The organism is Bacillus sp. EE-W1, assembly GCF_009760835.1.
GTDB classification, from domain to species: domain Bacteria; phylum Bacillota; class Bacilli; order Bacillales; family Bacillaceae_G; genus Bacillus_A; species Bacillus_A wiedmannii.
This window is the reverse complement of the sequence record NZ_WIPE01000025.1, coordinates 1-19,150: the sequence shown is the minus strand read 5'-3', so window position 1 is coordinate 19,150 and position 19,150 is coordinate 1. Positions and strand designations below refer to the sequence as shown.

The following is a 19,150-nucleotide window of genomic DNA, read 5'->3' as shown; positions in this document are numbered from 1 at the left end:
CCCACTGATTAAAGTTTCACTTTATTTCATTATCCCATTGCCCCTACACTTCCTCAATAAAAAAAGACTATCCAATAGGATAGCCTCTTACACTTCAATATTTCGCAACATCGTATAAATGTCGTTATTCACTTTACCAAACGATTTAATATTATTTTGAATGTTAGATAATAAAACGACATACACACTTCCGTTTTTGCTAAATCCATTTAAACAATTCCATCCTGGCATTACACCGTGATTCGAATAACTTCCCGGGTCTACATACCAACCAAATCCGTAATCCTTTTTCACAGCCGTAAACATTTGATTATAACTCTCTTTTGAAATCAACTTTCCAGAGAAGAGTGCTTCATTAAATAAATATAAATCATGTGCACTTGTATATATATCACCACAACCATATAGTTGTGACATACTTGGAATATTAGGTGTTGTCATATTGTTATTTACTATTTTATAACCTGTTGATGGGAACCTTGTTTGCTCTAACGCTTTACCGAAACCAGAATGTTTCATACCCGCAGTAGCAAAAATATGTTGTTTAATATAGTCTTCTAACGGTTGTCCACTTACCTTCTCAGCGATATAGGCGAGTATCGAATAGTTCGAATCGGAATATTTCCATTTCTCTCCTGGGCTCCCAACACGCTTTTGCTTTCCTATTCGTTTTATCAGTTCTTCATGAGAAATATCCTCTGTTCCTTGCTCGTACTCTGGAATTCCTGATGTATGTGTTAGTAAATGCTTTAACTGAATCCCATTACCTTGAGGGAAATCTGGAATATACTTTGCAACCGTATCCTCTACATTTAATTTATTTTGATCCTTTAATTGCATAATAGCAGTCGCTACAAATGCCTTTGAAATAGAACCAATATAAAAAGTTGTCTCTGAATTATTCGGTACTTGTTTCTCTTTGTTCGCCATACCGTATCCTTTATTCAAAAGAACTTTTCCGTTCTTCACAATAACAGCTGTCCCGCTAAATCCTGCGTTTTGTAAATATTGATCTAATTGAGCGTTTTCATTAATTTCTTGAGGTGGTCCCTCAGCAGGTTTTTCCACAGCTTGTGCTTGCTTCACTTGTTCTTCTTGTTCTTCCTGCTCTCTTTGTTTTTGTGCTTCTTGTTTCTTTTTTTCTTCTTCTTTCTTTTTCAGCTCTTCTTGTTTCTTCATTTCTGCCGCTGCTTTTAAAGTTTCTTCTTTCTTATTATGCGCAACAATTTTTGTATACATGAAATATACAAGTGAAAATAGTAAGACGAGAATGATTGTTCTTTTTATGTATACAATCGGCCGACGTGCTTTCCCATTCGCATTATTTTTTTCCTGATCCATGATTGCTTTTTTCCCCTTACTCACCAATAATTTACTTCCTCTACTAAAGATTTATTTTAGCAGATTATGGATACTCTATTCTATATCATCCCTACTTTATCACGCACTGCACATATTACCAACCTATATGTATAAAAAAGAAAAAGAAAATTTACAAAAGTAAGATTCCCGTTAAATCGTTAACATAAAAAAGAGGATATCCTCTAAAAAAATTGATGTTATCAACCTTTTGGGATATCCTCTTATCTCATTATTTATACGTGTTTTTTCATATCATCGGCAACAGATTCAACATTTGTACCTACGATAACTTGGACACTCGTGTTACTTAATTTCATAACACCTTTTGCACCAGCACGTTTTAATGCTGCTTCGTTTACTTGACCAGCATCTTTCACTTGTAAGCGTAGACGTGTTGCACAATTATCAATAACTGTTAAGTTTTCTTTTCCACCTAAAGCTGCTACGTAAGTTTCACCAATTGAACCTGCAACAGGTGCGTCACCCTCTTCAGCTAGCTCGTCGTCATCTTCGCGACCAGGAGTTTTTAGATCGAACTTCTTAATTAAGAAGTAAAATACAACGAAATAAATTACTGCGTAAATTAAACCGACTCCCGCCAGTAATACTGGTTTTGTTGCAATACCGAAGTTTAAGAAGTAATCGATTGCACCGGCACTAAATGTGAAACCATCGTGAATGCCAAGAGTTGTTGTAATAAATAGAGACAGACCTGTTAATACAGCATGAATACCATATAATACTGGTGATAAGAACATGAATGAGAATTCAATTGGTTCTGTAATACCAGTTAAGAATGAAGTTAATGCTAGACCACCTAACATACCTGTAACCATTTTACGTTTTTCTGGTTTAGCAGCCGCAATCATTGCGAAACATGCTGCTGGTAAACCGAACATCATAACTGGGAAGAAACCAGTCATAAACATACCCGCTGTTTTATCTCCTGCAAGGAAGCGAGCAATATCACCATTTACAACATTACCTGCTGCATTTGTAAAGTCACCAAGTACGAACCAGAAGTATGTGTTCATTACGTGGTGTAAACCGATTGGAATTAATAGACGGTTTAATAAACCAAATAGACCTGAACCAACTGCCCCTAAATTAACAATTCCATGAGCTAATGCATCGATAGCATTTTGAATTGCTGGCCAAATTTGTGCGAATAGAATTCCTAATAGTAACATCACAACCGATGTAACAATCGGAACGAAACGTTTTCCAGCAAAGAACCCTAACCATTCTGGAAGTTTAATCTTATGGAATTTATTATAAAGAAGTCCTGCTATAACACCGACAATAATACCACCTAAAACTTTCATATCCACTTTAGTCGATAATTCGGCTGCCTTAGATACCTGTGTCATTGTATCTGCAAGCTTAGATGGGTCTACATTAGCGCTATTACCTATTAAATCTTGAACTTTGCCTAATTTATCTTGTAATTCTACAGTAGAATATCCCTTACTAAGTGCATCAATACTGTTTTTCATAACTAGATAACCAATTGCACCTGCAAGACCTGCTGCACCACTACCATCAACAGACAAACCGATTGCAATACCAATTGCAAAAATAAGTGCTAAATTATCAAAAACTGCTGCACCGGCCTGTGCCATAACAGGAATATCAAATACATCTGGTTGTCCTAGACGAAGCAATAATCCTGCTGCTGGTAGCACTGCGATTGGAAGCATTAACGCTTTACCAATACGTTGTAGAAACTGCAACATTTTAATTCCCCCTAATTCAATTTATGAAATCGTTATCATTATAAGTACGCCTTAGAAAACGCTTTCTATTTACATAACCATAATAACATATAGTTGTATAGATGTGTAGTTTTTATTTTTGAATTTTTTATGGATAAATCTCCTATTTCCAAACTGTTATATAAAAGGAAAATTCTCCTTTTTTAATATAGAATACTCGAAACGAAATACCTACTATAGAACATGTAACTTTCGTTTTATCATTCCACCTTTTCATGTTATTATTTATTTCCGAGCATATCGGGAAAAGTAAACGTAGTTAATTCGAAATAGGAGCGTTGGTACTATGCAGTGCATTGAAACAAACAACTTACAACAGTTGTTAGAACAAGTAAAACCATATACGAAAAAAGGAAAGCTTGCTACTTATATCCCCGAACTAGGAAATGCAAATCCAGACGATTTAGGGATTGCCATTTTCCATAAAGAAACAGAATATATCCATGCTGGCAACTCACAAACACTATTTACTCTTCAAAGTATTTCAAAAGTAATTACACTTGCACTTGCCCTTTTAGATCGTGGTGAAGAATATGTATTTTCTAAAGTTGGAATGGAACCAACTGGTGATCCATTCAACTCTATTATTAAGTTAGAAACAACAAGTCCATCCAAACCACTTAATCCAATGATTAATGCGGGAGCACTAGCTATTACGAGCATGTTAACAGGAAAAGATAATGAAAAAAAAATGGAGCGCATCCTTCATTTTGTACGTGAAATAACAGATAATCCTACCATTAATTATTCTTCTAAAGTTGCCAATTCAGAATTAGAGACAGCTTACTTAAACCGTTCACTTTGTTACTACATGAAACAAAACGGAATTATCGATTGTGACATCGAAGAACTTATGGATTTATACACTCGACAATGTGCAGTTGAAGTAAACTGTATCGATTTAGCACGTATCGGCTTAATTTTTGCGATGGATGGATATGATCCATATAAGAAAAAACAAATTATCCCTAAACATATTACAAAAATCTGTAAAACATTTATGGTTACATGTGGTATGTATAACGAGTCTGGTGAATTTGCGATCCGCGTTGGTATCCCAGCAAAAAGCGGCGTAGCTGGTGGCATTTTCGGCTGCGTAAAAGGAGAAATGGGAATTGGCATTTTCGGACCGGCTTTAGATGCAAACGGAAATAGTATCGCTGGTTTTAAAATTCTTGAACTTCTTTCTGCTCAAGAAGGTTGGAGCATTTTTTAATTCAGAGTTATCCTGCTATACTAGCAGGATTTTTTTCATTTCATAAAAACCTCAACTTTATCCGCTATCCATCCCCTTACAAAACAGTACTAAAAGTTTCTCTATATCATGCATATTTGCTCCCCCCTCCTGAATAATATAGTACAACCTAGCGCTATATGTGGAGGTGTGAAAGATGAAACTAATATTTCAAATGGAAAAACAGCCTGTTCTTGAAAAAACGATTCTTCTTTTTATATTGAGTATTGTAGAAAGCTTGAAGTTAAAAGTGGTTTCACTCGATGAAGCTCACCGATACATATTCAATTTAGAAGTACTTGAACTACTAATGGATCGGAACATCGATGATCAAGTACTTGAACTTATTCATTTCGGAATGGGACTTGAAGACATTCATCATGTGCTTCCAGAAGAACTTGAACATACTATCGAAGAATTAAAGTGGCTTTGCATTCAAGTGTTAAGTGAATACAGTATGCATGAAGAATCGGAACAACTAATTGAAGATATACGTTGAAAAAGCACCTATGTAGGTGCTTTTAATGTTTTTTTAAACTATTTTTATACGCCTCAATATTTACTGGTAGCTCTTCCTCTTCTAAAGTATGTTCATTTACATCTTTATGAATAAACGCACCTTTAGGCGGTTGATGGTCATGCCCTTTTTTCTTATGATCAAATGCTTTTCCGCGTCCCATACGGATCACCCTTTCTTTAAAAGAAATCCGTATTAGTATGGAGAAAAGTACGTCGATATATGCAATCCTTTGCCATATTTCCAAGGAAATACTCGAATATTGTTTTCTGTTCTCCTCACAATAACTGATCTATCCCAATAAGAATTAATAGCACGCCCGCAATAACAGTAGCCCATTTCCCTAAGTATTCTGCTAAAAATCGTTTTCCTACATAAGCAAAACCACTAATACAAATAAAACTAAACACCCCAGAAATAGTTGCTGTAAGCCACAGATTCAAGTTTGTTACCCCAGCGTCAAATCCACCTGCAATATTATTAATAGACAACGCAACCCCTAAAACAATTGCTTCTGAAAAACTAATTGTTTTAGAACCATCAAAATCTGCTTTTTCTGGATCACGTAAAATGCCTATAAGTACATTACCATCTTTAGAACCTACAGTATTTCTTTGCCCCAAGAAAGGCTGGCACAAAATAAACACACCGATTATACCTAAAACGATTGCTCCAATTAGGTTTGCAGTAAACTCTGAAATAAATAACGCTATCCAGTTCCCAAAAAAGCCAGCTAATAAAGTAAATAAAAAACCAAAAAATGCGATGATAAAATTGTTAAGCCACGAAATTCGAATTTTACGAATGCCATATGCAATCCCAACACCTGCATTATCTAAATTAGAAGCAATACCGATTAAAAAAATTGAAAATAGACCTGCCGTACTCATAAACAGCCACCCCTTTTTCTCACTTTTCAATGCATATTATGAAAATGTTGAGCAACTGTGCCTGTCTGTTTCATATACATGTAAGAAATGCTCAACATTTTTTCAACAATAAAAAAGGAGTGCCTTCACTATGCCTAAAGAAAACCCAAATGAGCGGCTTAGTACATTAATAAAAAAACTTTTAAAAGAACGTGCCTTATCCATGCGTCAATTAGGAATGCATACAAATATTGATCCCGCAACAATCTCAAGAATTATGAATGGTAAACAACCGCCAAAACAAAAACATCTACAAAAATTTGCAGAATGTTTGCAAGTTCCACCCCAATTGTTATTTGATGAAATGTATCCTGATTCTCCTCACATTAATAAAGAAAAGACGGATATGTACACATCTCTTGATACAATTCAGCAAACGCTGCAATCCTCTAACTTATTCGATTTTGACTATACAACAACTCGCGTAAAACAAGAACTTGAAAACTATGAACGCTATGCTCAGACAACAGAAGGTGAAAAACGTATTCATGAAAGTTTCGCGAGTAAATTAGAACAAATTGATAGCGCTGGTCCTTTTATTGAACAATTAACCGATATGTATCAACAATTTTGCAATGAAACTATCTCAAAAGAAGAGCGTGCAGTTCTTGGAGGCGCATTACTGTATTTCATTTTATCGACAGATATTATTCCCGACTATCTCTTTCCAATTGGCTATTTAGATGATGCAATTGCTGTTGAATTAGCGAAAGAAAAATTAATCGAACTAAAACGAAAAACATAGAAAAATAAAGAACTATTTCAGTTGTTTCTGTTCAACTCTGAAATAGTTCACTAAAAAATCGTACAAGTATACATACCTGTACGATTTCAACACACTAATCTATTTTTTCGTGTGACACCATTCATATATAAATGCTGTTATTACTTTTGTAAATTTAATTAACTGTTCTACTTCAACTTTCTCATTTATTGAATGAGCTTCTTCTAATGTACCTGGTCCGTAAATAACAGCTGGAATATGAAATTCACTAAACCAACCACCATCCGTTACCGTTGCAGACATATCTAAAATTGCATTTTTAGATAGAATTGATTCGTGTACTGAGCTAAGAGTTTTTACTGCTTCATGTTCACTATCTACTTCTAAAGAAGGGAAAATTTCGCCACGATCCACAATCATTGATTCTCCGCCCCACTTAAATTGTGGTGGATTTTCACTTAACCATGGATCGGCAGCCGCTACTTTCTCAATATACTCTTCAATTTCTTTTATTATTTGTTCATGTGTTTCATTCGGATAGAAGTGCACCGTTATCCATAACCGGCACTCATCCGCAATAAATGCTGCATGCCGTCCGCCTTCAATAACAGCTGGGTTAATTGTTGTTGTTCCAGATGGATAACCTTCATATGTTTTCATAACTGCCCAATGACGCTCTAATTCTTGTAAACTTTGCACAATTTTCATCATTTTTTCAATCGCACTCGCTCCGAATAAACGTCCTCCAGCATGAATCATTTGCCTGCGTGTTGCATCATGAAACGTCTGGGGGCTTTTCACAGTAATCCATCCAGTAATTACGCCGCCCTGTCCTTGCATATGTAAATCACTTGTATCCACTACGACTGCAAAATCAGCATCATAACCTCTTTTGCAGCATTGAAGTGTACCTGCTTCTCCAACTTCTTCCCCAATTACTGATTGAAAGATTAAATCTCCAGGTAATTCAATGCCAGCTTCTTGTAACAGTTGAATAGCAAATAGTGCTCCAGCCAGTCCTCCTTTCATATCCGCCGCACCACGTCCAACTAACCAACCATCTTTTATAAATGGCTCAAACGGATTGGCTTCCCACGCTTCATCTACCGATACTTCTGCTACATCCACATGTCCATTAATAATAAGACTTTTATGTGTGTCACTTTCTAGCCCTTTTCTCACCCCAACAACGTTCGGGTCATTCGGATATACATCCCATTTATCAACACTAAAATTTCGTTTTTTTAGAAAATCTGCAACAAATTCTTGCGCCTCATTTGTGTTTCTCGCCGGCGGTGCTGGTGTTTCAAAACGAATTAAAGTCTTTGTAAGCTCTAGTAACTCATCTTTTCGTAAATCAATCTGTTCTAATAGCTGTGAAACTTCTTGATTCATCGCTAGTTCCCCTTTGCATACATAGTATGTTTCCAGCTTTATTGTCACAAAAAAAGAGACTGTTTACAATTTTACAGTCTCTTTTTTTAGCATAAGTTTCTAATATATTTACAAACTCTCTGCCTCTGTTGTATTCGTTTTTTCAATATGTTCTACCTTACGTGCCTTATTTCTTGTCGCACGGTAAAACAGTAAACAAACAATCATAAATGGAATACCACAATATAATGCCATTCTTTGTTCTGGAATAAAAGCCATACCAACAATTACTGTTACATTTAATACTAACGCAAGCAGTGGTACGAATGGATACAGCGGTGTTTTAAATTTCAAGTCCTTCACATCCCCGCCCTGCTTAATGTATGACCTTCTAGCCAACAAGTTAGATAGAGCAATAGATGCCCAAACTAATATCGCCCCGAACCCGGCAATAGAAAGTAGCCATAAATAAACTGTATCTTCCGCATAAATACCTGATAGTAATGAAAGGCAACCTACAATTGTACTTACAATCAATGCATAAATAGGAACACCATTTTTAGATAACTTACCGAAAATTGGACTAATCATTCCTTGATTAGACATAGACCATAGCATACGAGAAGTTGCATATAATCCTGAATTCGCAACGGATAGAACCGCTGTAATAATAACGAAATTTATAATATCGGCTGCATAAGGAATACCAATTTTATCAAATACAACTACGAATGGACTTTCTATCACTCCCGCTTGCTGCCAAGGGAATAAGCCTGCAAGAATGAAAATAGATAATACAAAGAACACAAGTATACGCCAAACTGTATTATTAATTGCCTTCGGAATCGTTTTCTCTGGATTTTCACTCTCTCCAGCTGCAATACCAACTAGTTCCGTTCCTTGGAAGGAAAAATTAACTGCAATCATCGTAATTAAAATGGCTGATAATCCATTTGGAAACAACCCACCATAATCAGTAAAGCTAGAGAACATCGGTGCTGGTTCATTTCCTTTCATATCTAGAAAACCAAACATTGCTGCCCCGCCTAAAATAATAAATGCAATAATTGTAATTACTTTAATACTTGCAAACCAAAATTCAACTTCTGCAAAACTTCTTGAAGATAACGCATTGATAGCAAAGAGAAGCACCGCAAACGCTACACACCAAATCCATGACGGTACATCAGGAAACCATCGTTTCATTAAAATACTAACTGCAATCAGTTCAATACCTATCGTAGCAGACCAGTTTAGCCATGACATCCAGCCGACTACATAACCCGCTGCAGGGGAAATGTGCTTTGTAGCATACGTTTGATAAGATCCTGCGTCAGGCATCGCAACAGCTAACTCTCCAAGACAGAGCATCGTTAAATACATAACAAATCCTCCAACAAGATACGCTACAATCGCTCCTCCAGGCCCAGCTTCATGAATTGTATACCCAGATCCTAAAAAAAGACCGGTACCAATAACTCCTCCAAGTGCAATCATAAAGATGTGCCTGCTTTTCAATTCCCTTTTTAACCCTTGGTTTTGATCCATCATATAAATCCCCCCTTTTCACTTTGGAAACCCATTTCATGTAAGCGTTTTTAAAAATGTTCATAATAAGAATAATTATTGAAAAGAGCAAAATACATAGTATCAATCACTACCTGTTATTAAAAGATCATCCCTCACTGTTATTAATAACTTTTTATCAGCGATAGCTTGTCCTTCTACTACTTCTAATGATTCGATATATCCACTGATTCCTACTTTAATTTCTACTTTCTGTTTATCTATTGTTTCAATTAACGCTAATTTCTCCCACTCGTATACGTATCCGTAACAAATAACTTCTCTACTTTCCCGTAACAAGGACTATACACGCCTTCTATAACCATCTTCACTTTATAAACTCCTCCTTCTTATTAATCGGTACTGAAACGTTGCATATCCCTCCTTTAGAGATTTCAACTATTATTTATGCAAAATGCGTACCAATCTCCAATTCCTATTTAAAATGAAGGTTTCTCAAAAAAAAATCTTCATAACCGCAAAATTTTTCTATCATTTGAGAAGTTTTAAAGGGAAAATAGCAAAAAAATTTTGCGATTTTATAAGAATTTTAATAAAATTATAAAAAGTCAGTCTTCATAGGGTGAAATGAGGAGAAGATAATCTATGCGTACAGAAGAAATTAATTTTAAACAGATCATTGAAATGAATATGCTATATGAAACTTTACTCAATGAGCTCGATATCGGGATTCATATTATTAATGAGGAAAGTAAAACGATTATCTATAACCGCAAAATGATGGAAATTGAATCAATGGAACGCTCAGATGTGCTATATAAAAGTCCTTTAGAAGTATTCGCATTTGAAGAAAATAAAAATAGTACTCTAATAGAGGCATTAAAATTAGGAAAAACAAACAAAAATATAAAACAAACGTATTTTAACAATAAAGGGCAAGAAATTACAACAATTAACAATACTTTCCCTATAATAGAAAACGGAAAAATTAAAGGCGCTATTGAAATTTCAACAGAGATTAGCCATTTCAAACAAACAATGAAAACGAACCTTTCTCGAAAACAAAATAATAAGTTTACCTTTGATCACATAATCGGTGATTCTAATGCTATTCAATCTGTCATTACAGAAGCAAAGAGAGTAATTCGTACATCCTCATCCATACTTCTCGTAGGAGAAACAGGGACCGGTAAAGAACTATTTGCACAAAGTATCCATAATGAAAGTCAACGTTCAACAAAACCATTTATTTCACAAAACTGTGCCGCTATACCTGATACACTCATGGAAAGCTTATTATTTGGTACGAACCGAGGTGCATTTACAGGAGCTATCGATAAAGCTGGTTTATTTGAAGAAGCAAATGGAGGAACTTTGTTATTAGATGAGATCAACTCATTAAGTCCAGCACTTCAAGCGAAGTTACTACGAGCTATACAAGAAAAAACAATACGAAGAATCGGAGGCACACAAGAAAAAGAAATTGATGTTCGTATTATAGCAACTATTAATGAAGATCCTCTTGAAGCTATTACACATAATCGATTACGGGAAGACTTATATTACCGATTAAGCGTCGTTACTTTATGTCTCCCGCCTTTACGTGAACGAAAAGAAGATATTCCTGATCTTGTGCAGCACTTTATCGAAAAGTACAACATTCAATTTGGACTTGGCGTAACGGATCTAGATGTACATGTAAGAGAATTCTTGTATGCATATGATTGGCCTGGAAACGTACGAGAATTGGAACATATCATTGAAGGTTCGATGAATTTAGTTGAAGATGAAAATATTATTACAGCGTTTCATCTTCCCGCTCGCTTTCGTGAACAAATAAAAAAAGAATTCAATATGCAACCTTCCCTAACTAATAACGAGGATGATGCACCTAAAACGTTAAAGCACACAATAGAGACAATGGAGAAGAACTACATCAATCAAATTCTGACAGAGTATCACGGTAATATCTCACAGGCTGCAAAGTTTTTAGGATTAAGTAGGCAAAACTTACAATATCGAATTAAAAAATTGCATTTACACATATGAAATGAAACTTTAATCAAATATAGGATGAATCCGCTTCCAAGTGCAAATGAAAATTAGGAAAATATGCTACAATAAACATATAACATACTAGAAAGGAACGATATATATGAGTAATGATAACAAATTAAAGTTATTACACTACTTAGCCTTCTTCCCTACCCTTGTATGTATGATGTTACTAGTTGATATGAATGCTTATCCTTATGCAAAACTATTAGCAACAATTAGCGGCTCCTTTGCAGCTATTATGCTTGCTGCTTTTTGGAATTTGAAGATACGTATGAAGAAAGAAAAATCTTCTTAATGCCAAAACAATAAAAAAATCGAGCTTACACAGCTCGATTTTTTTATTGTTTATTAAAATTCAACATTCTCCAAATACAAACCACTCGCCTCAGCAAGACAATTAATTTGATTACGTTGTTTTTCCTCTAAAATATTTGGGATTGCGTCCGCATCTAATTGTCCTAATCCAACTTCAATTAATGCTCCAACAATTTTTCGTACCATGTTATGAAGGAATCCGTTACCACTTACTCTAATTTGTACAAATCCTGCTTCTTCCATCACTTCAAGTGTATATACTTCTCGAACCATAGACTTTTTCTTTGATTTCGCATTTGAAAAAGCAGTAAAGTCATGTGAACCAACTAAATGTTTCGCAGCTTCTTTCATGCTTTTCACATTTAATTTTTTATTCACATGCATGCTGTATTTACGCATAAATGGATTTGTATGCTCTTCATTCCAAATTTTATAAAGATATGTTTTTGCTTTAGAATTATAACGGGCATGGAAGCGATCTTGTACTTCTTCTACATTCGTAATGCTAATATCGTTGGGTAAATATTGATTTAAATATTTTTTCACTTTATGTTCCACTAACTTCTCATCACTTTGAAAGTTAGCAACTTGATTCAAAGCATGTACACCCGCATCTGTTCTACTACAACCGATAATTTCAATTTCTTTTCCGATCATTTCAGATATGACACTCTCGATTTTTCCTTGAATTGTATTATCGTTATTACCGAGACGTTGCCATCCTTTAAAACGTGCACCATCGTACTGAATCGTTAATTTATAATTATTCATTTTACTCTCCTTCATAGAAAATATTCCCTCATATCGTGAGGGAATATGAATACACTTTACTTTCTAACAAGCTTCACTACATTTTCTACATGGGCTGTATGTGGGAACATATCAACTGGTTGTACATATTCCACTTCATAACTCTTCATTAATGCTTGTACATCACGTGCTAATGAAGAAGGATTACAAGATACGTAAACAACTTGTTTTGGTTTCACTTTTAAAATTGTTTCCAGTAATTTATCATCGCAACCTGTACGAGGTGGATCGACAACAATTACATCTGGACGCCATCCTTCTTTTACCCATTTCGGTAACCATTGTTCAGCTTTACCTGCTTCATATTTCGTATTTGTAAATCCGTGACGCTTCGCATTTTTTCTTGCATCTTCAATCGCTTCTGGAATTACATCCATACCACGTACTTCCGCTGCATCATTTGCAAGCCAAAGACCGATTGTACCAACACCACAATAAGCATCTACAATTTTCTCATCGCCTGTTAAAGCAGCTGCTTTTTTCGCTTCATCGTATAAAACAACTGTTTGTTCTGGATTTAACTGGAAGAATGCACGTGCTGATAATTCAAATGATAAATCACCTAGTGTTTCTTGAATTACTTCTTTTCCAGCTAATTTAAATGTTTTATCACCGAAAATAACAGATGTTTTACGCCAGTTTACGTTTTGCATAATTGATTTAACAGCTGGCATCTGTTTTTGTACTTCTGCGATAAATTGATCTTTATTTGGTAATTCTTCTTTTGTTGTAATAAGTGTAACTTGTACTTCCCCTGTTTGAACTGCAGTACGTGTCACAATTGTGCGTACTAAACCTTTTTGTTTTTTCTCATTGTAAATAGAAACATTTAATTTTTCTAATATACGTCTTACAACTTTTGTCGCTTCATTCGTTGCTTTATGTTGAATCATACAGTGAGCAATATCAATTAACTGATGTGAATTTTGCTTATACAGCCCTGTAATAACCTTTTCGTCTTTACGTCCCACTTGTAATTGACTCTTATTACGATAATGCCATGGGTTTTCCATACCAAGCGTTGGACGAATTTTTTCTTCCAAGCTGTTGTTCATATACTTCTCGAATGCTTGTACGACGATATCACGCTTTTGATTTAATTGTTCTTTATAATCTAAATGTTGCAGCTGACAACCGCCACACTCTTCATATACCGGACATGGTGCTTTCACACGATGTGGTGAAGCTTTACGAACTTTTTTCACTTTCGCTTCAGCGAAGCCACGCTGAATTTTCGTTGTTTCAGCAACAACTTCTTCTCCTGGTAATGCCCCTGGAATGAAAACAACTTGTCTCTTAAAATAACCAACGCCTTCTCCGTTAATCCCAAGACGTTTAATTGTCACAGGAAACGTTTGACCAACTTCCAACTTACTCTCATGTTGCTTTTGTATCATTATTACACCTCTACTCTATACTTTTCCATAAATATAACGCTGCATAACTGCAGTATGGTTCACACTCTTGTTTCACTTTTTCTAAAAATGCATCATCAGGTTTATCATCTAATTGAAATACACCTTGCACTGCACGCTGAATCCCAATGTCCGCTTTCGGAAACATATTTTTCCGTCCAAGCCCGAACATTAAAAAATTTTGCACTGTCCATGTACCAATCCCCCTAATTGGTAACAATTGTGCGGAAACCTCTTCATCCGCCCTGGTTTCTATACTCGCTAAATTTAATGTACCGCTGACAATACTTCGACCTAACCCTACTATATATTCAGCCTTTCGCTGACTAAACTTCTGCTCCCTCAATTCTTCTATTGAAATATTTGCTACTATTTCTGGAGTGGGGAAAAAGAATACACCGTTCTTCTCTGTTCCATATCGTTTCACAAACTGTTCTGTTAACACAGTAGCAAATTTCAAATTTATTTGTTGATGAATGATACAGCGAAGAAGACAAGCAAAATAATCAAACTCTAAAATAATTGGAGTATAAGCATATGTTTCAAATAGTGGACGTAATGATGTGTTTAAAAAATGATTTTGTATATCTTGAAACGGTTCATTCCAATGAAAAATGGCCCTCATTCGTTTCATGACTTTCTCTTGATCTCCTGCCTGACTAGAGATCCAAAACTGTGGATTTTGAACAGTACCAATCCCTTGCAAGCGAACAACAATCTGTTCCTCGTCTATACAAAGCGGGACATAAATGACTTTCTCATCTAATTGAATGACGTTAAGAGGATCAAAAGATAAACGTTTTAATACCTCTTCAAAATGATACGGATACTCTAACGTAACATGTTCGCTCCACATACGTTTCCCCATCCTTTTTACACATCATTATAGCATGAGAAAACCGCAAGCATACATGCTTACGGTTGATTGCTTTTTACTAAGTCATCTAGACTTTTAAAATGATACCCTTTCTCGCGCAAATCATCAATGATTTTCGCAAGTGCTTCTGCATTATCTTTTGATATTGCATGAAGTAATAAAACAGATCCTGGATGAATCATCGTCATTACATTATTATGTGCATATTGCCATCCTCTTTGCTCGTCCACTTTCCAATCCAAAAATGCAAGTGACCAAAATACATTATAATAGCCCATTTCTTTCGTAAGAGCCAACGTTCTTTCACTAAATACGCCGCGCGGCGGACGTACATATTTTACTTCTTTTTGCCCAGTTACTTTTTTAATCTCTTCCGTTACACTCGTTAATTCTTCACGAAGTTTCGCATCATTTACCGTTGTAAAATCAGGATGACTCCACGAATGATTTCCAATAATATGTCCTTCATTCTTCATTCTTAATAACAAATCTTTTTGTGTTTTAATATAATGACCCGTTACAAAGAAAGTTGCCGGTACTTTTTTCTCTTTTAATACATCTAAGATTTTCCCTGTGTATCCATTCTCGTACCCATTATCGAATGTTAAATAAATATCTTTTTTCTTTGTATCCCCTAAATAAAACCCACCATTTTTTTGTAGTAAATCTGTGTATAACTTTCCTGCATCTGGTACTGTTTCATTTTTAGGACGCGGGATTCCCCAGTTATGTGGAGTATTTGTATAAGCTAATGCTGAAACTGGAACAAGTGCCATCATAATTGAAAAAATGAGACCGATATATAACCATTTATATTTCATAAATAGTCTCCTTTCCATATATAATCGTACTTGTAGTTTCTGTTGCCGTGCATTCTTTCATGCTGAACATGTTTTTCTATATATACCAAAAAAATGCATCTCGAATCATTCGAGATGCATTTTTGTTTACTTAAATACTGGCTCTTTAAAGCTAGCTAATTTTTCAAGTGATGTTTTATCAACATCTGCATGTAAGCTATTACCATGAGAATCCATCGTTACAACTGCTTTAAATCCTTCGATACGTAAATGCCACATTGCCTCTGGAATACCAAATTGTAAGAAATCAACATCTTTTACTTCTTTAATACATTCGGCATAATATTGCGCTGCACCGCCAATTGCATTTAAATATACACCACCGTGCTCTTCTAAAGCCGCTAATGTTTTTGCACCCATACCACCTTTTCCAATGACAGCGCGAATACCGAATTTCTTCATAATATCGCCTTGGTACGGTTCTTCACGAATACTTGTCGTTGGACCTGCCGCTTTAATTTGCCAGTTTTCATTTTCATCTTTCACGACAACTGGACCACAGTGATAAATAACTTGTCCTTTTAAATCTACTGGACAATCGTTATCCATTAAATGCTTATGGATTGCATCACGACCTGTATACATCATGCCATTAATTGTTACAACATCACCAACGCGAAGTTCACGAATTTGCTCTTCTGTAATTGGTGCTTGTAATACAATCTCACGTTGCTCTGTTTTTTCTTGCGCTTCTTGCTGAAGTGTATCCTCACCTTCTTGATATAGCCAATCCATAATTTCACCTGTTTCAGGATGGATTGTTACGCCAAGGCGGCGATATGCCCAGCAATTATACGCAACAGATACGTAGAAACTAGCTGGCAGACGATTATACACGCCAATTTTACAACCAAGTAAAGTTGTTTCTCCGCCAAATCCCATCGTACCAATGCCAAGCTTATTCGCATTTTCTAATACGTACTCTTCAAGTTTTTGTAACTCTGGTACTGGATTGACATCATCTAATGTACGGAATAATTGATTTTTTGCTAATTCGTAACCTGATGTGCGGTCTCCCCCGATACCAACACCAATTACACCTGCACTACAGCCTTGACCTTGCGCTTGATATACAGCATGAAGAAGGCATTTACGAATCCCTTCTAAATCACGGCCAGCGCGTCCAAGTCCTTCTAATTCACACGGTAAGCTATACTGAATATTTTTATTCTCACAGCCACCACCCTTTAGGATTAAGCGTGCATCAATATAATCTTTTTCCCATTGTTCAAACTTAATAACCGGTGTACCTGGTCCTAAATTATTTCCACTATTGTCTCCAAAAAGAGAATCAACAGAATTGGGACGAAGTTTACCATCTTTTGTCGCCCGCTCAAGCGCATTATAGATCGCTTCCTTCAAATGTAATTGATTCACACCAACTGGTGTATAAATTTTAAACGTTGGCATCCCTGTATCTTGGCAAATTGGCGAGATGTTATCATCAGCCATTTTAATATTATTCGTAATTGTGCCAAGTGCCATCGCAGAACGAGTCCCTGCATTTTCTCGTTCTTTCGCTTGTTGAATCGCACGACGAACATCTTTCGGTAAGTTCGTTGACGTTTCAACAATTAGTTGATACATGCTTTCTTGAAGCTTTTCCATTGTTACTTCCCCCTCAATTGTGAACGCTACCAAAACGTTATGAGCTGAAAATTCCATCGTTATGCTCTTCAGCTTTTTATTTGTTTCACGCTATTAAAGCATAAATGAAATTTTTCACAACTTGATTATACCTTTTTTTCTACCGTCCTTCTATTATCCATACAGAAAAAGGCTGCCAATTTTGCATTGGCAGCCTTTTTAATATATTATTCGTCTTTTTTAAATTGCTCACATTTTAATTCTAATTCATCTAACATCGCAAGAAGACGATCTACATCTTCTAACTCTACTTCTTCAGGTTCAATTGTATCAATTACTTCAATGAACATATTTAAACGTTCTTTTAAATATACTAGTTGTGAATCTTTATCTTCAATTGCTTTTCCCATGAAGGCACTCTCCTTTTAATTCGAGATGCTTTTATTATACCGCAAAAATGATTGCTATGGGCATGAAATTTCATCAATTTTGTCACAGCCATTCATTCAAATGTAAGCCCTCTCTCTTTTTTCACAAAAAAGTTTCACTTTATAAAAAGTACATATTCTTCTATTATAGAGAATGGACAAATTGTTATTTCAATAGTCAAAGGAGTATTTCATATGACGATATCACAAAAAATGAAGCCGATTACTCCTTCTTACGATCCATGGGAAGCGTATATGGACCTTGAAGAGTACGGCAAACTACTATTAACAAACGTTGAGTTTACAACGACAACGTTATGCAATATGCGTTGCGAGCATTGTGCTGTTGGTTACACATTACAGCCGAAAGATCCAAATCCGCTTCCTATGGAACTTTTATTAAAACGATTAGATGAGATTCCTCATTTACGTTCTTTAAGTATTACTGGCGGAGAACCAATGCTTTCAAAGAAATCCGTCGACAACTATGTAACACCACTCTTAAAATACGCTCATGAACGAGGCGTTCGCACTCAAATCAACTCAAACTTAACTATAGATTTAGCACGTTACGAACAAATTATTCCTTATTTAGACGTATTGCATATATCTCATAACTGGGGAACAATTGATGACTTCGTTGAAGGTGGATTTGCAATGATGGAACGTAAACCTACTTATGAACAACGTGCAAAATTATTTGAACGAATGATTACAAATAGTAAAGCTCTATCAGATGCAGGTGTACTCGTATCAGCCGAAACGATGTTAAACAAAAGGACTCTACCGCATATTGAACATATTCATCGTCAAATTGTCGAAGAGATGGGCTGTAAACGTCATGAAGTTCATCCAATGTATCCAAGTGACTTCGCGAGTAATCTAGAGATCTTAACAAAAGCTGAAATTCGAGATGCAATTGAGCATTTACTAGAAATTCGCGATGAAAATGTATGGATGTTATTTGGAACTTTACCTTTCTACGCTTGTAGCGATGACGAGCGAGACATCGCCACATTTAAGAAATTACAAGAAAGCAAAAATGTAACAGTTCGTAACGATCCAGATGGTCGTTCTCGTTTAAACGTCAACATTTTCGATGGAAATATTATTGTAACTGATTTCGGTGACGTTCCTCTTCTAGGTAACGTACAAACAAACACACTACAAGAAGCGTATGACAAATGGAGTGCTTCAAAAACAGCACAATCATTAAGCTGTCACTGTCCTGCAGTAAAATGCCTTGGACCAAATGTTCTTGTAAAAAATAGCTACTATCCGACAGAAGACTTCTTATCAAAAACAGCAAACATAACATTTTAAAGTTCAACTTTAATCAGTGGGGGTTTTGTTCATTC

Annotated in this window: 19 protein-coding genes and 1 pseudogene; 6 read left to right on the top strand and 14 right to left on the bottom strand. The window is 35.6% G+C overall.

Annotated features, from left to right (window positions below):
* Positions 1 to 87: 87 nt before the first annotated feature.
* The 3 genes from GFJ36_RS02095 to GFJ36_RS30035 all read right to left on the bottom strand — a co-directional run bounded on the left by GFJ36_RS02095 (position 88) and on the right by GFJ36_RS30035 (position 3,354).
* Positions 88 to 1,341, bottom strand: coding sequence for a serine hydrolase domain-containing protein (locus GFJ36_RS02095; protein WP_097889313.1), 1,254 nt, complete (start codon positions 1,339 to 1,341; stop codon positions 88 to 90).
* A 254-nt stretch (positions 1,342 to 1,595) separates the two neighbouring features.
* Positions 1,596 to 3,098: an N-acetylglucosamine-specific PTS transporter subunit IIBC gene (gene nagE, locus GFJ36_RS02090; protein WP_048567302.1), complete on the bottom strand. Its 1,503-nt coding sequence runs from the start codon at positions 3,096 to 3,098 to the stop codon at positions 1,596 to 1,598.
* Positions 3,099 to 3,240: 142 nt separating this feature from the next.
* A complete protein-coding gene (locus GFJ36_RS30035) occupies positions 3,241 to 3,354 on the bottom strand; it encodes a transcriptional regulator (RefSeq protein ID WP_074651593.1) in 114 nt (37 codons plus the stop codon).
* A 69-nt stretch (positions 3,355 to 3,423) separates the two neighbouring features.
* On the opposite strand from GFJ36_RS30035, the gene glsA reads away from it, so the two are divergent.
* The gene (gene glsA / locus GFJ36_RS02085; RefSeq protein ID WP_001149862.1) at positions 3,424 to 4,353 is read left to right on the top strand and encodes a glutaminase A; all 930 of its coding nucleotides are present in this window, start codon (positions 3,424 to 3,426) and stop codon (positions 4,351 to 4,353) included.
* Between the two features lie 175 nt (positions 4,354 to 4,528).
* Positions 4,529 to 4,870 carry a DUF3969 family protein gene (locus GFJ36_RS02080; protein WP_000766602.1) on the top strand — a complete coding sequence of 114 codons (342 nt, stop codon included), beginning with the start codon at positions 4,529 to 4,531 and terminating at the stop codon, positions 4,868 to 4,870.
* 22 nt (positions 4,871 to 4,892) lie between these two features.
* Here GFJ36_RS02080 and GFJ36_RS28955 read toward each other — a convergent pair whose 3' ends face one another.
* Together GFJ36_RS28955 and ytaF are read right to left on the bottom strand one after the other, a co-directional pair.
* Positions 4,893 to 5,051 (bottom strand): hypothetical protein, encoded by a 159-nt coding sequence (locus GFJ36_RS28955; RefSeq protein WP_000532409.1) that lies wholly within the window; start codon positions 5,049 to 5,051, stop codon positions 4,893 to 4,895.
* Between the two features lie 115 nt (positions 5,052 to 5,166).
* Positions 5,167 to 5,778 carry a sporulation membrane protein YtaF gene (ytaF, locus tag GFJ36_RS02075; protein ID WP_097889305.1) on the bottom strand — a complete coding sequence of 204 codons (612 nt, stop codon included), beginning with the start codon at positions 5,776 to 5,778 and terminating at the stop codon, positions 5,167 to 5,169.
* A gap of 130 nt (positions 5,779 to 5,908) precedes the next feature.
* Here ytaF and GFJ36_RS02070 point away from each other — a divergent pair, with 130 nt between their 5' ends.
* Positions 5,909 to 6,562: a DUF1232 domain-containing protein gene (locus tag GFJ36_RS02070; protein ID WP_001123723.1), complete on the top strand. Its 654-nt coding sequence runs from the start codon at positions 5,909 to 5,911 to the stop codon at positions 6,560 to 6,562.
* Between the two features lie 99 nt (positions 6,563 to 6,661).
* On the opposite strand, the gene GFJ36_RS02065 is transcribed toward GFJ36_RS02070, so the two are convergent.
* From GFJ36_RS02065 to GFJ36_RS02055, 3 genes and pseudogenes are all read right to left on the bottom strand, one after another.
* Entirely contained in the window at positions 6,662 to 7,984 is a 1,323-nt protein-coding gene (locus GFJ36_RS02065; protein ID WP_141542760.1) for an acetylornithine deacetylase, read from the bottom strand.
* Positions 7,985 to 8,044: 60 nt separating this feature from the next.
* A complete protein-coding gene (locus GFJ36_RS02060; RefSeq protein WP_000969239.1) occupies positions 8,045 to 9,466 on the bottom strand; it encodes an amino acid permease in 1,422 nt (473 codons plus the stop codon).
* 99 nt (positions 9,467 to 9,565) lie between these two features.
* Positions 9,566 to 9,813: pseudogene (locus GFJ36_RS02055) on the bottom strand (biotin/lipoyl attachment domain-containing protein).
* A 274-nt stretch (positions 9,814 to 10,087) separates the two neighbouring features.
* Here GFJ36_RS02055 and GFJ36_RS02050 point away from each other — a divergent pair.
* Both GFJ36_RS02050 and GFJ36_RS02045 read left to right on the top strand, forming a co-directional pair.
* Positions 10,088 to 11,491: a sigma-54 interaction domain-containing protein gene (locus GFJ36_RS02050; protein ID WP_088061645.1), complete on the top strand. Its 1,404-nt coding sequence runs from the start codon at positions 10,088 to 10,090 to the stop codon at positions 11,489 to 11,491.
* Positions 11,492 to 11,597: 106 nt separating this feature from the next.
* On the top strand, positions 11,598 to 11,795 hold the full coding sequence (locus GFJ36_RS02045; RefSeq protein ID WP_097889303.1) for a hypothetical protein: 198 nt from the start codon (positions 11,598 to 11,600) through the stop codon (positions 11,793 to 11,795).
* A gap of 53 nt (positions 11,796 to 11,848) precedes the next feature.
* Here GFJ36_RS02045 and truA read toward each other — a convergent pair whose 3' ends face one another.
* The 6 genes from truA to GFJ36_RS02015 form a co-directional block, all read right to left on the bottom strand.
* Complete coding sequence (truA, locus tag GFJ36_RS02040) at positions 11,849 to 12,586, bottom strand: tRNA pseudouridine(38-40) synthase TruA (RefSeq protein WP_075313210.1); 738 nt, start codon at positions 12,584 to 12,586, stop codon at positions 11,849 to 11,851.
* A 56-nt stretch (positions 12,587 to 12,642) separates the two neighbouring features.
* Positions 12,643 to 14,022 carry a 23S rRNA (uracil(1939)-C(5))-methyltransferase RlmD gene (gene rlmD, locus GFJ36_RS02035; RefSeq protein WP_000615214.1) on the bottom strand — a complete coding sequence of 460 codons (1,380 nt, stop codon included), beginning with the start codon at positions 14,020 to 14,022 and terminating at the stop codon, positions 12,643 to 12,645.
* 10 nt (positions 14,023 to 14,032) lie between these two features.
* Positions 14,033 to 14,896 carry a DNA-3-methyladenine glycosylase family protein gene (locus GFJ36_RS02030; RefSeq protein ID WP_000269433.1) on the bottom strand — a complete coding sequence of 288 codons (864 nt, stop codon included), beginning with the start codon at positions 14,894 to 14,896 and terminating at the stop codon, positions 14,033 to 14,035.
* Positions 14,897 to 14,955: 59 nt separating this feature from the next.
* The gene (gene pdaA, locus GFJ36_RS02025) at positions 14,956 to 15,738 is read right to left on the bottom strand and encodes a delta-lactam-biosynthetic de-N-acetylase (RefSeq protein ID WP_000875960.1); all 783 of its coding nucleotides are present in this window, start codon (positions 15,736 to 15,738) and stop codon (positions 14,956 to 14,958) included.
* Positions 15,739 to 15,864: 126 nt separating this feature from the next.
* Positions 15,865 to 17,385 (bottom strand): class I fumarate hydratase, encoded by a 1,521-nt coding sequence (fumA, locus tag GFJ36_RS02020; protein WP_000413499.1) that lies wholly within the window; start codon positions 17,383 to 17,385, stop codon positions 15,865 to 15,867.
* A 206-nt stretch (positions 17,386 to 17,591) separates the two neighbouring features.
* Positions 17,592 to 17,774, bottom strand: coding sequence for an SE1561 family protein (locus GFJ36_RS02015; RefSeq protein WP_000513547.1), 183 nt, complete (start codon positions 17,772 to 17,774; stop codon positions 17,592 to 17,594).
* A 213-nt stretch (positions 17,775 to 17,987) separates the two neighbouring features.
* Between GFJ36_RS02015 and yfkAB the strand changes: the two genes are divergently transcribed.
* On the top strand, positions 17,988 to 19,115 hold the full coding sequence (gene yfkAB / locus GFJ36_RS02010) for a radical SAM/CxCxxxxC motif protein YfkAB (RefSeq protein ID WP_000156029.1): 1,128 nt from the start codon (positions 17,988 to 17,990) through the stop codon (positions 19,113 to 19,115).
* Positions 19,116 to 19,150: the final 35 nt, after the last annotated feature.

What these genes read in the sequence shown, in the direction of transcription:
- GFJ36_RS02095 (WP_097889313.1), bottom strand. Translation starts at nt 1,341, where the DNA reads ATGGATCAGGAAAAAAATAATGCGAATGGGAAAGCACGTCGGCCGATT.
- nagE (WP_048567302.1), bottom strand. Translation starts at nt 3,098, where the DNA reads ATGTTGCAGTTTCTACAACGTATTGGTAAAGCGTTAATGCTTCCAATC.
- GFJ36_RS30035 (WP_074651593.1), bottom strand. Translation starts at nt 3,354, where the DNA reads ATGAAAAGGTGGAATGATAAAACGAAAGTTACATGTTCTATAGTAGGT.
- glsA (WP_001149862.1), top strand. Translation starts at nt 3,424, where the DNA reads ATGCAGTGCATTGAAACAAACAACTTACAACAGTTGTTAGAACAAGTA.
- GFJ36_RS02080 (WP_000766602.1), top strand. Translation starts at nt 4,529, where the DNA reads ATGAAACTAATATTTCAAATGGAAAAACAGCCTGTTCTTGAAAAAACG.
- GFJ36_RS28955 (WP_000532409.1), bottom strand. Translation starts at nt 5,051, where the DNA reads ATGGGACGCGGAAAAGCATTTGATCATAAGAAAAAAGGGCATGACCAT.
- ytaF (WP_097889305.1), bottom strand. Translation starts at nt 5,778, where the DNA reads ATGAGTACGGCAGGTCTATTTTCAATTTTTTTAATCGGTATTGCTTCT.
- GFJ36_RS02070 (WP_001123723.1), top strand. Translation starts at nt 5,909, where the DNA reads ATGCCTAAAGAAAACCCAAATGAGCGGCTTAGTACATTAATAAAAAAA.
- GFJ36_RS02060 (WP_000969239.1), bottom strand. Translation starts at nt 9,466, where the DNA reads ATGATGGATCAAAACCAAGGGTTAAAAAGGGAATTGAAAAGCAGGCAC.
- GFJ36_RS02050 (WP_088061645.1), top strand. Translation starts at nt 10,088, where the DNA reads ATGCGTACAGAAGAAATTAATTTTAAACAGATCATTGAAATGAATATG.
- GFJ36_RS02045 (WP_097889303.1), top strand. Translation starts at nt 11,598, where the DNA reads ATGAGTAATGATAACAAATTAAAGTTATTACACTACTTAGCCTTCTTC.
- truA (WP_075313210.1), bottom strand. Translation starts at nt 12,586, where the DNA reads ATGAATAATTATAAATTAACGATTCAGTACGATGGTGCACGTTTTAAA.
- rlmD (WP_000615214.1), bottom strand. Translation starts at nt 14,022, where the DNA reads ATGATACAAAAGCAACATGAGAGTAAGTTGGAAGTTGGTCAAACGTTT.
- GFJ36_RS02030 (WP_000269433.1), bottom strand. Translation starts at nt 14,896, where the DNA reads ATGTGGAGCGAACATGTTACGTTAGAGTATCCGTATCATTTTGAAGAG.
- pdaA (WP_000875960.1), bottom strand. Translation starts at nt 15,738, where the DNA reads ATGAAATATAAATGGTTATATATCGGTCTCATTTTTTCAATTATGATG.
- fumA (WP_000413499.1), bottom strand. Translation starts at nt 17,385, where the DNA reads ATGGAAAAGCTTCAAGAAAGCATGTATCAACTAATTGTTGAAACGTCA.
- GFJ36_RS02015 (WP_000513547.1), bottom strand. Translation starts at nt 17,774, where the DNA reads ATGGGAAAAGCAATTGAAGATAAAGATTCACAACTAGTATATTTAAAA.
- yfkAB (WP_000156029.1), top strand. Translation starts at nt 17,988, where the DNA reads ATGACGATATCACAAAAAATGAAGCCGATTACTCCTTCTTACGATCCA.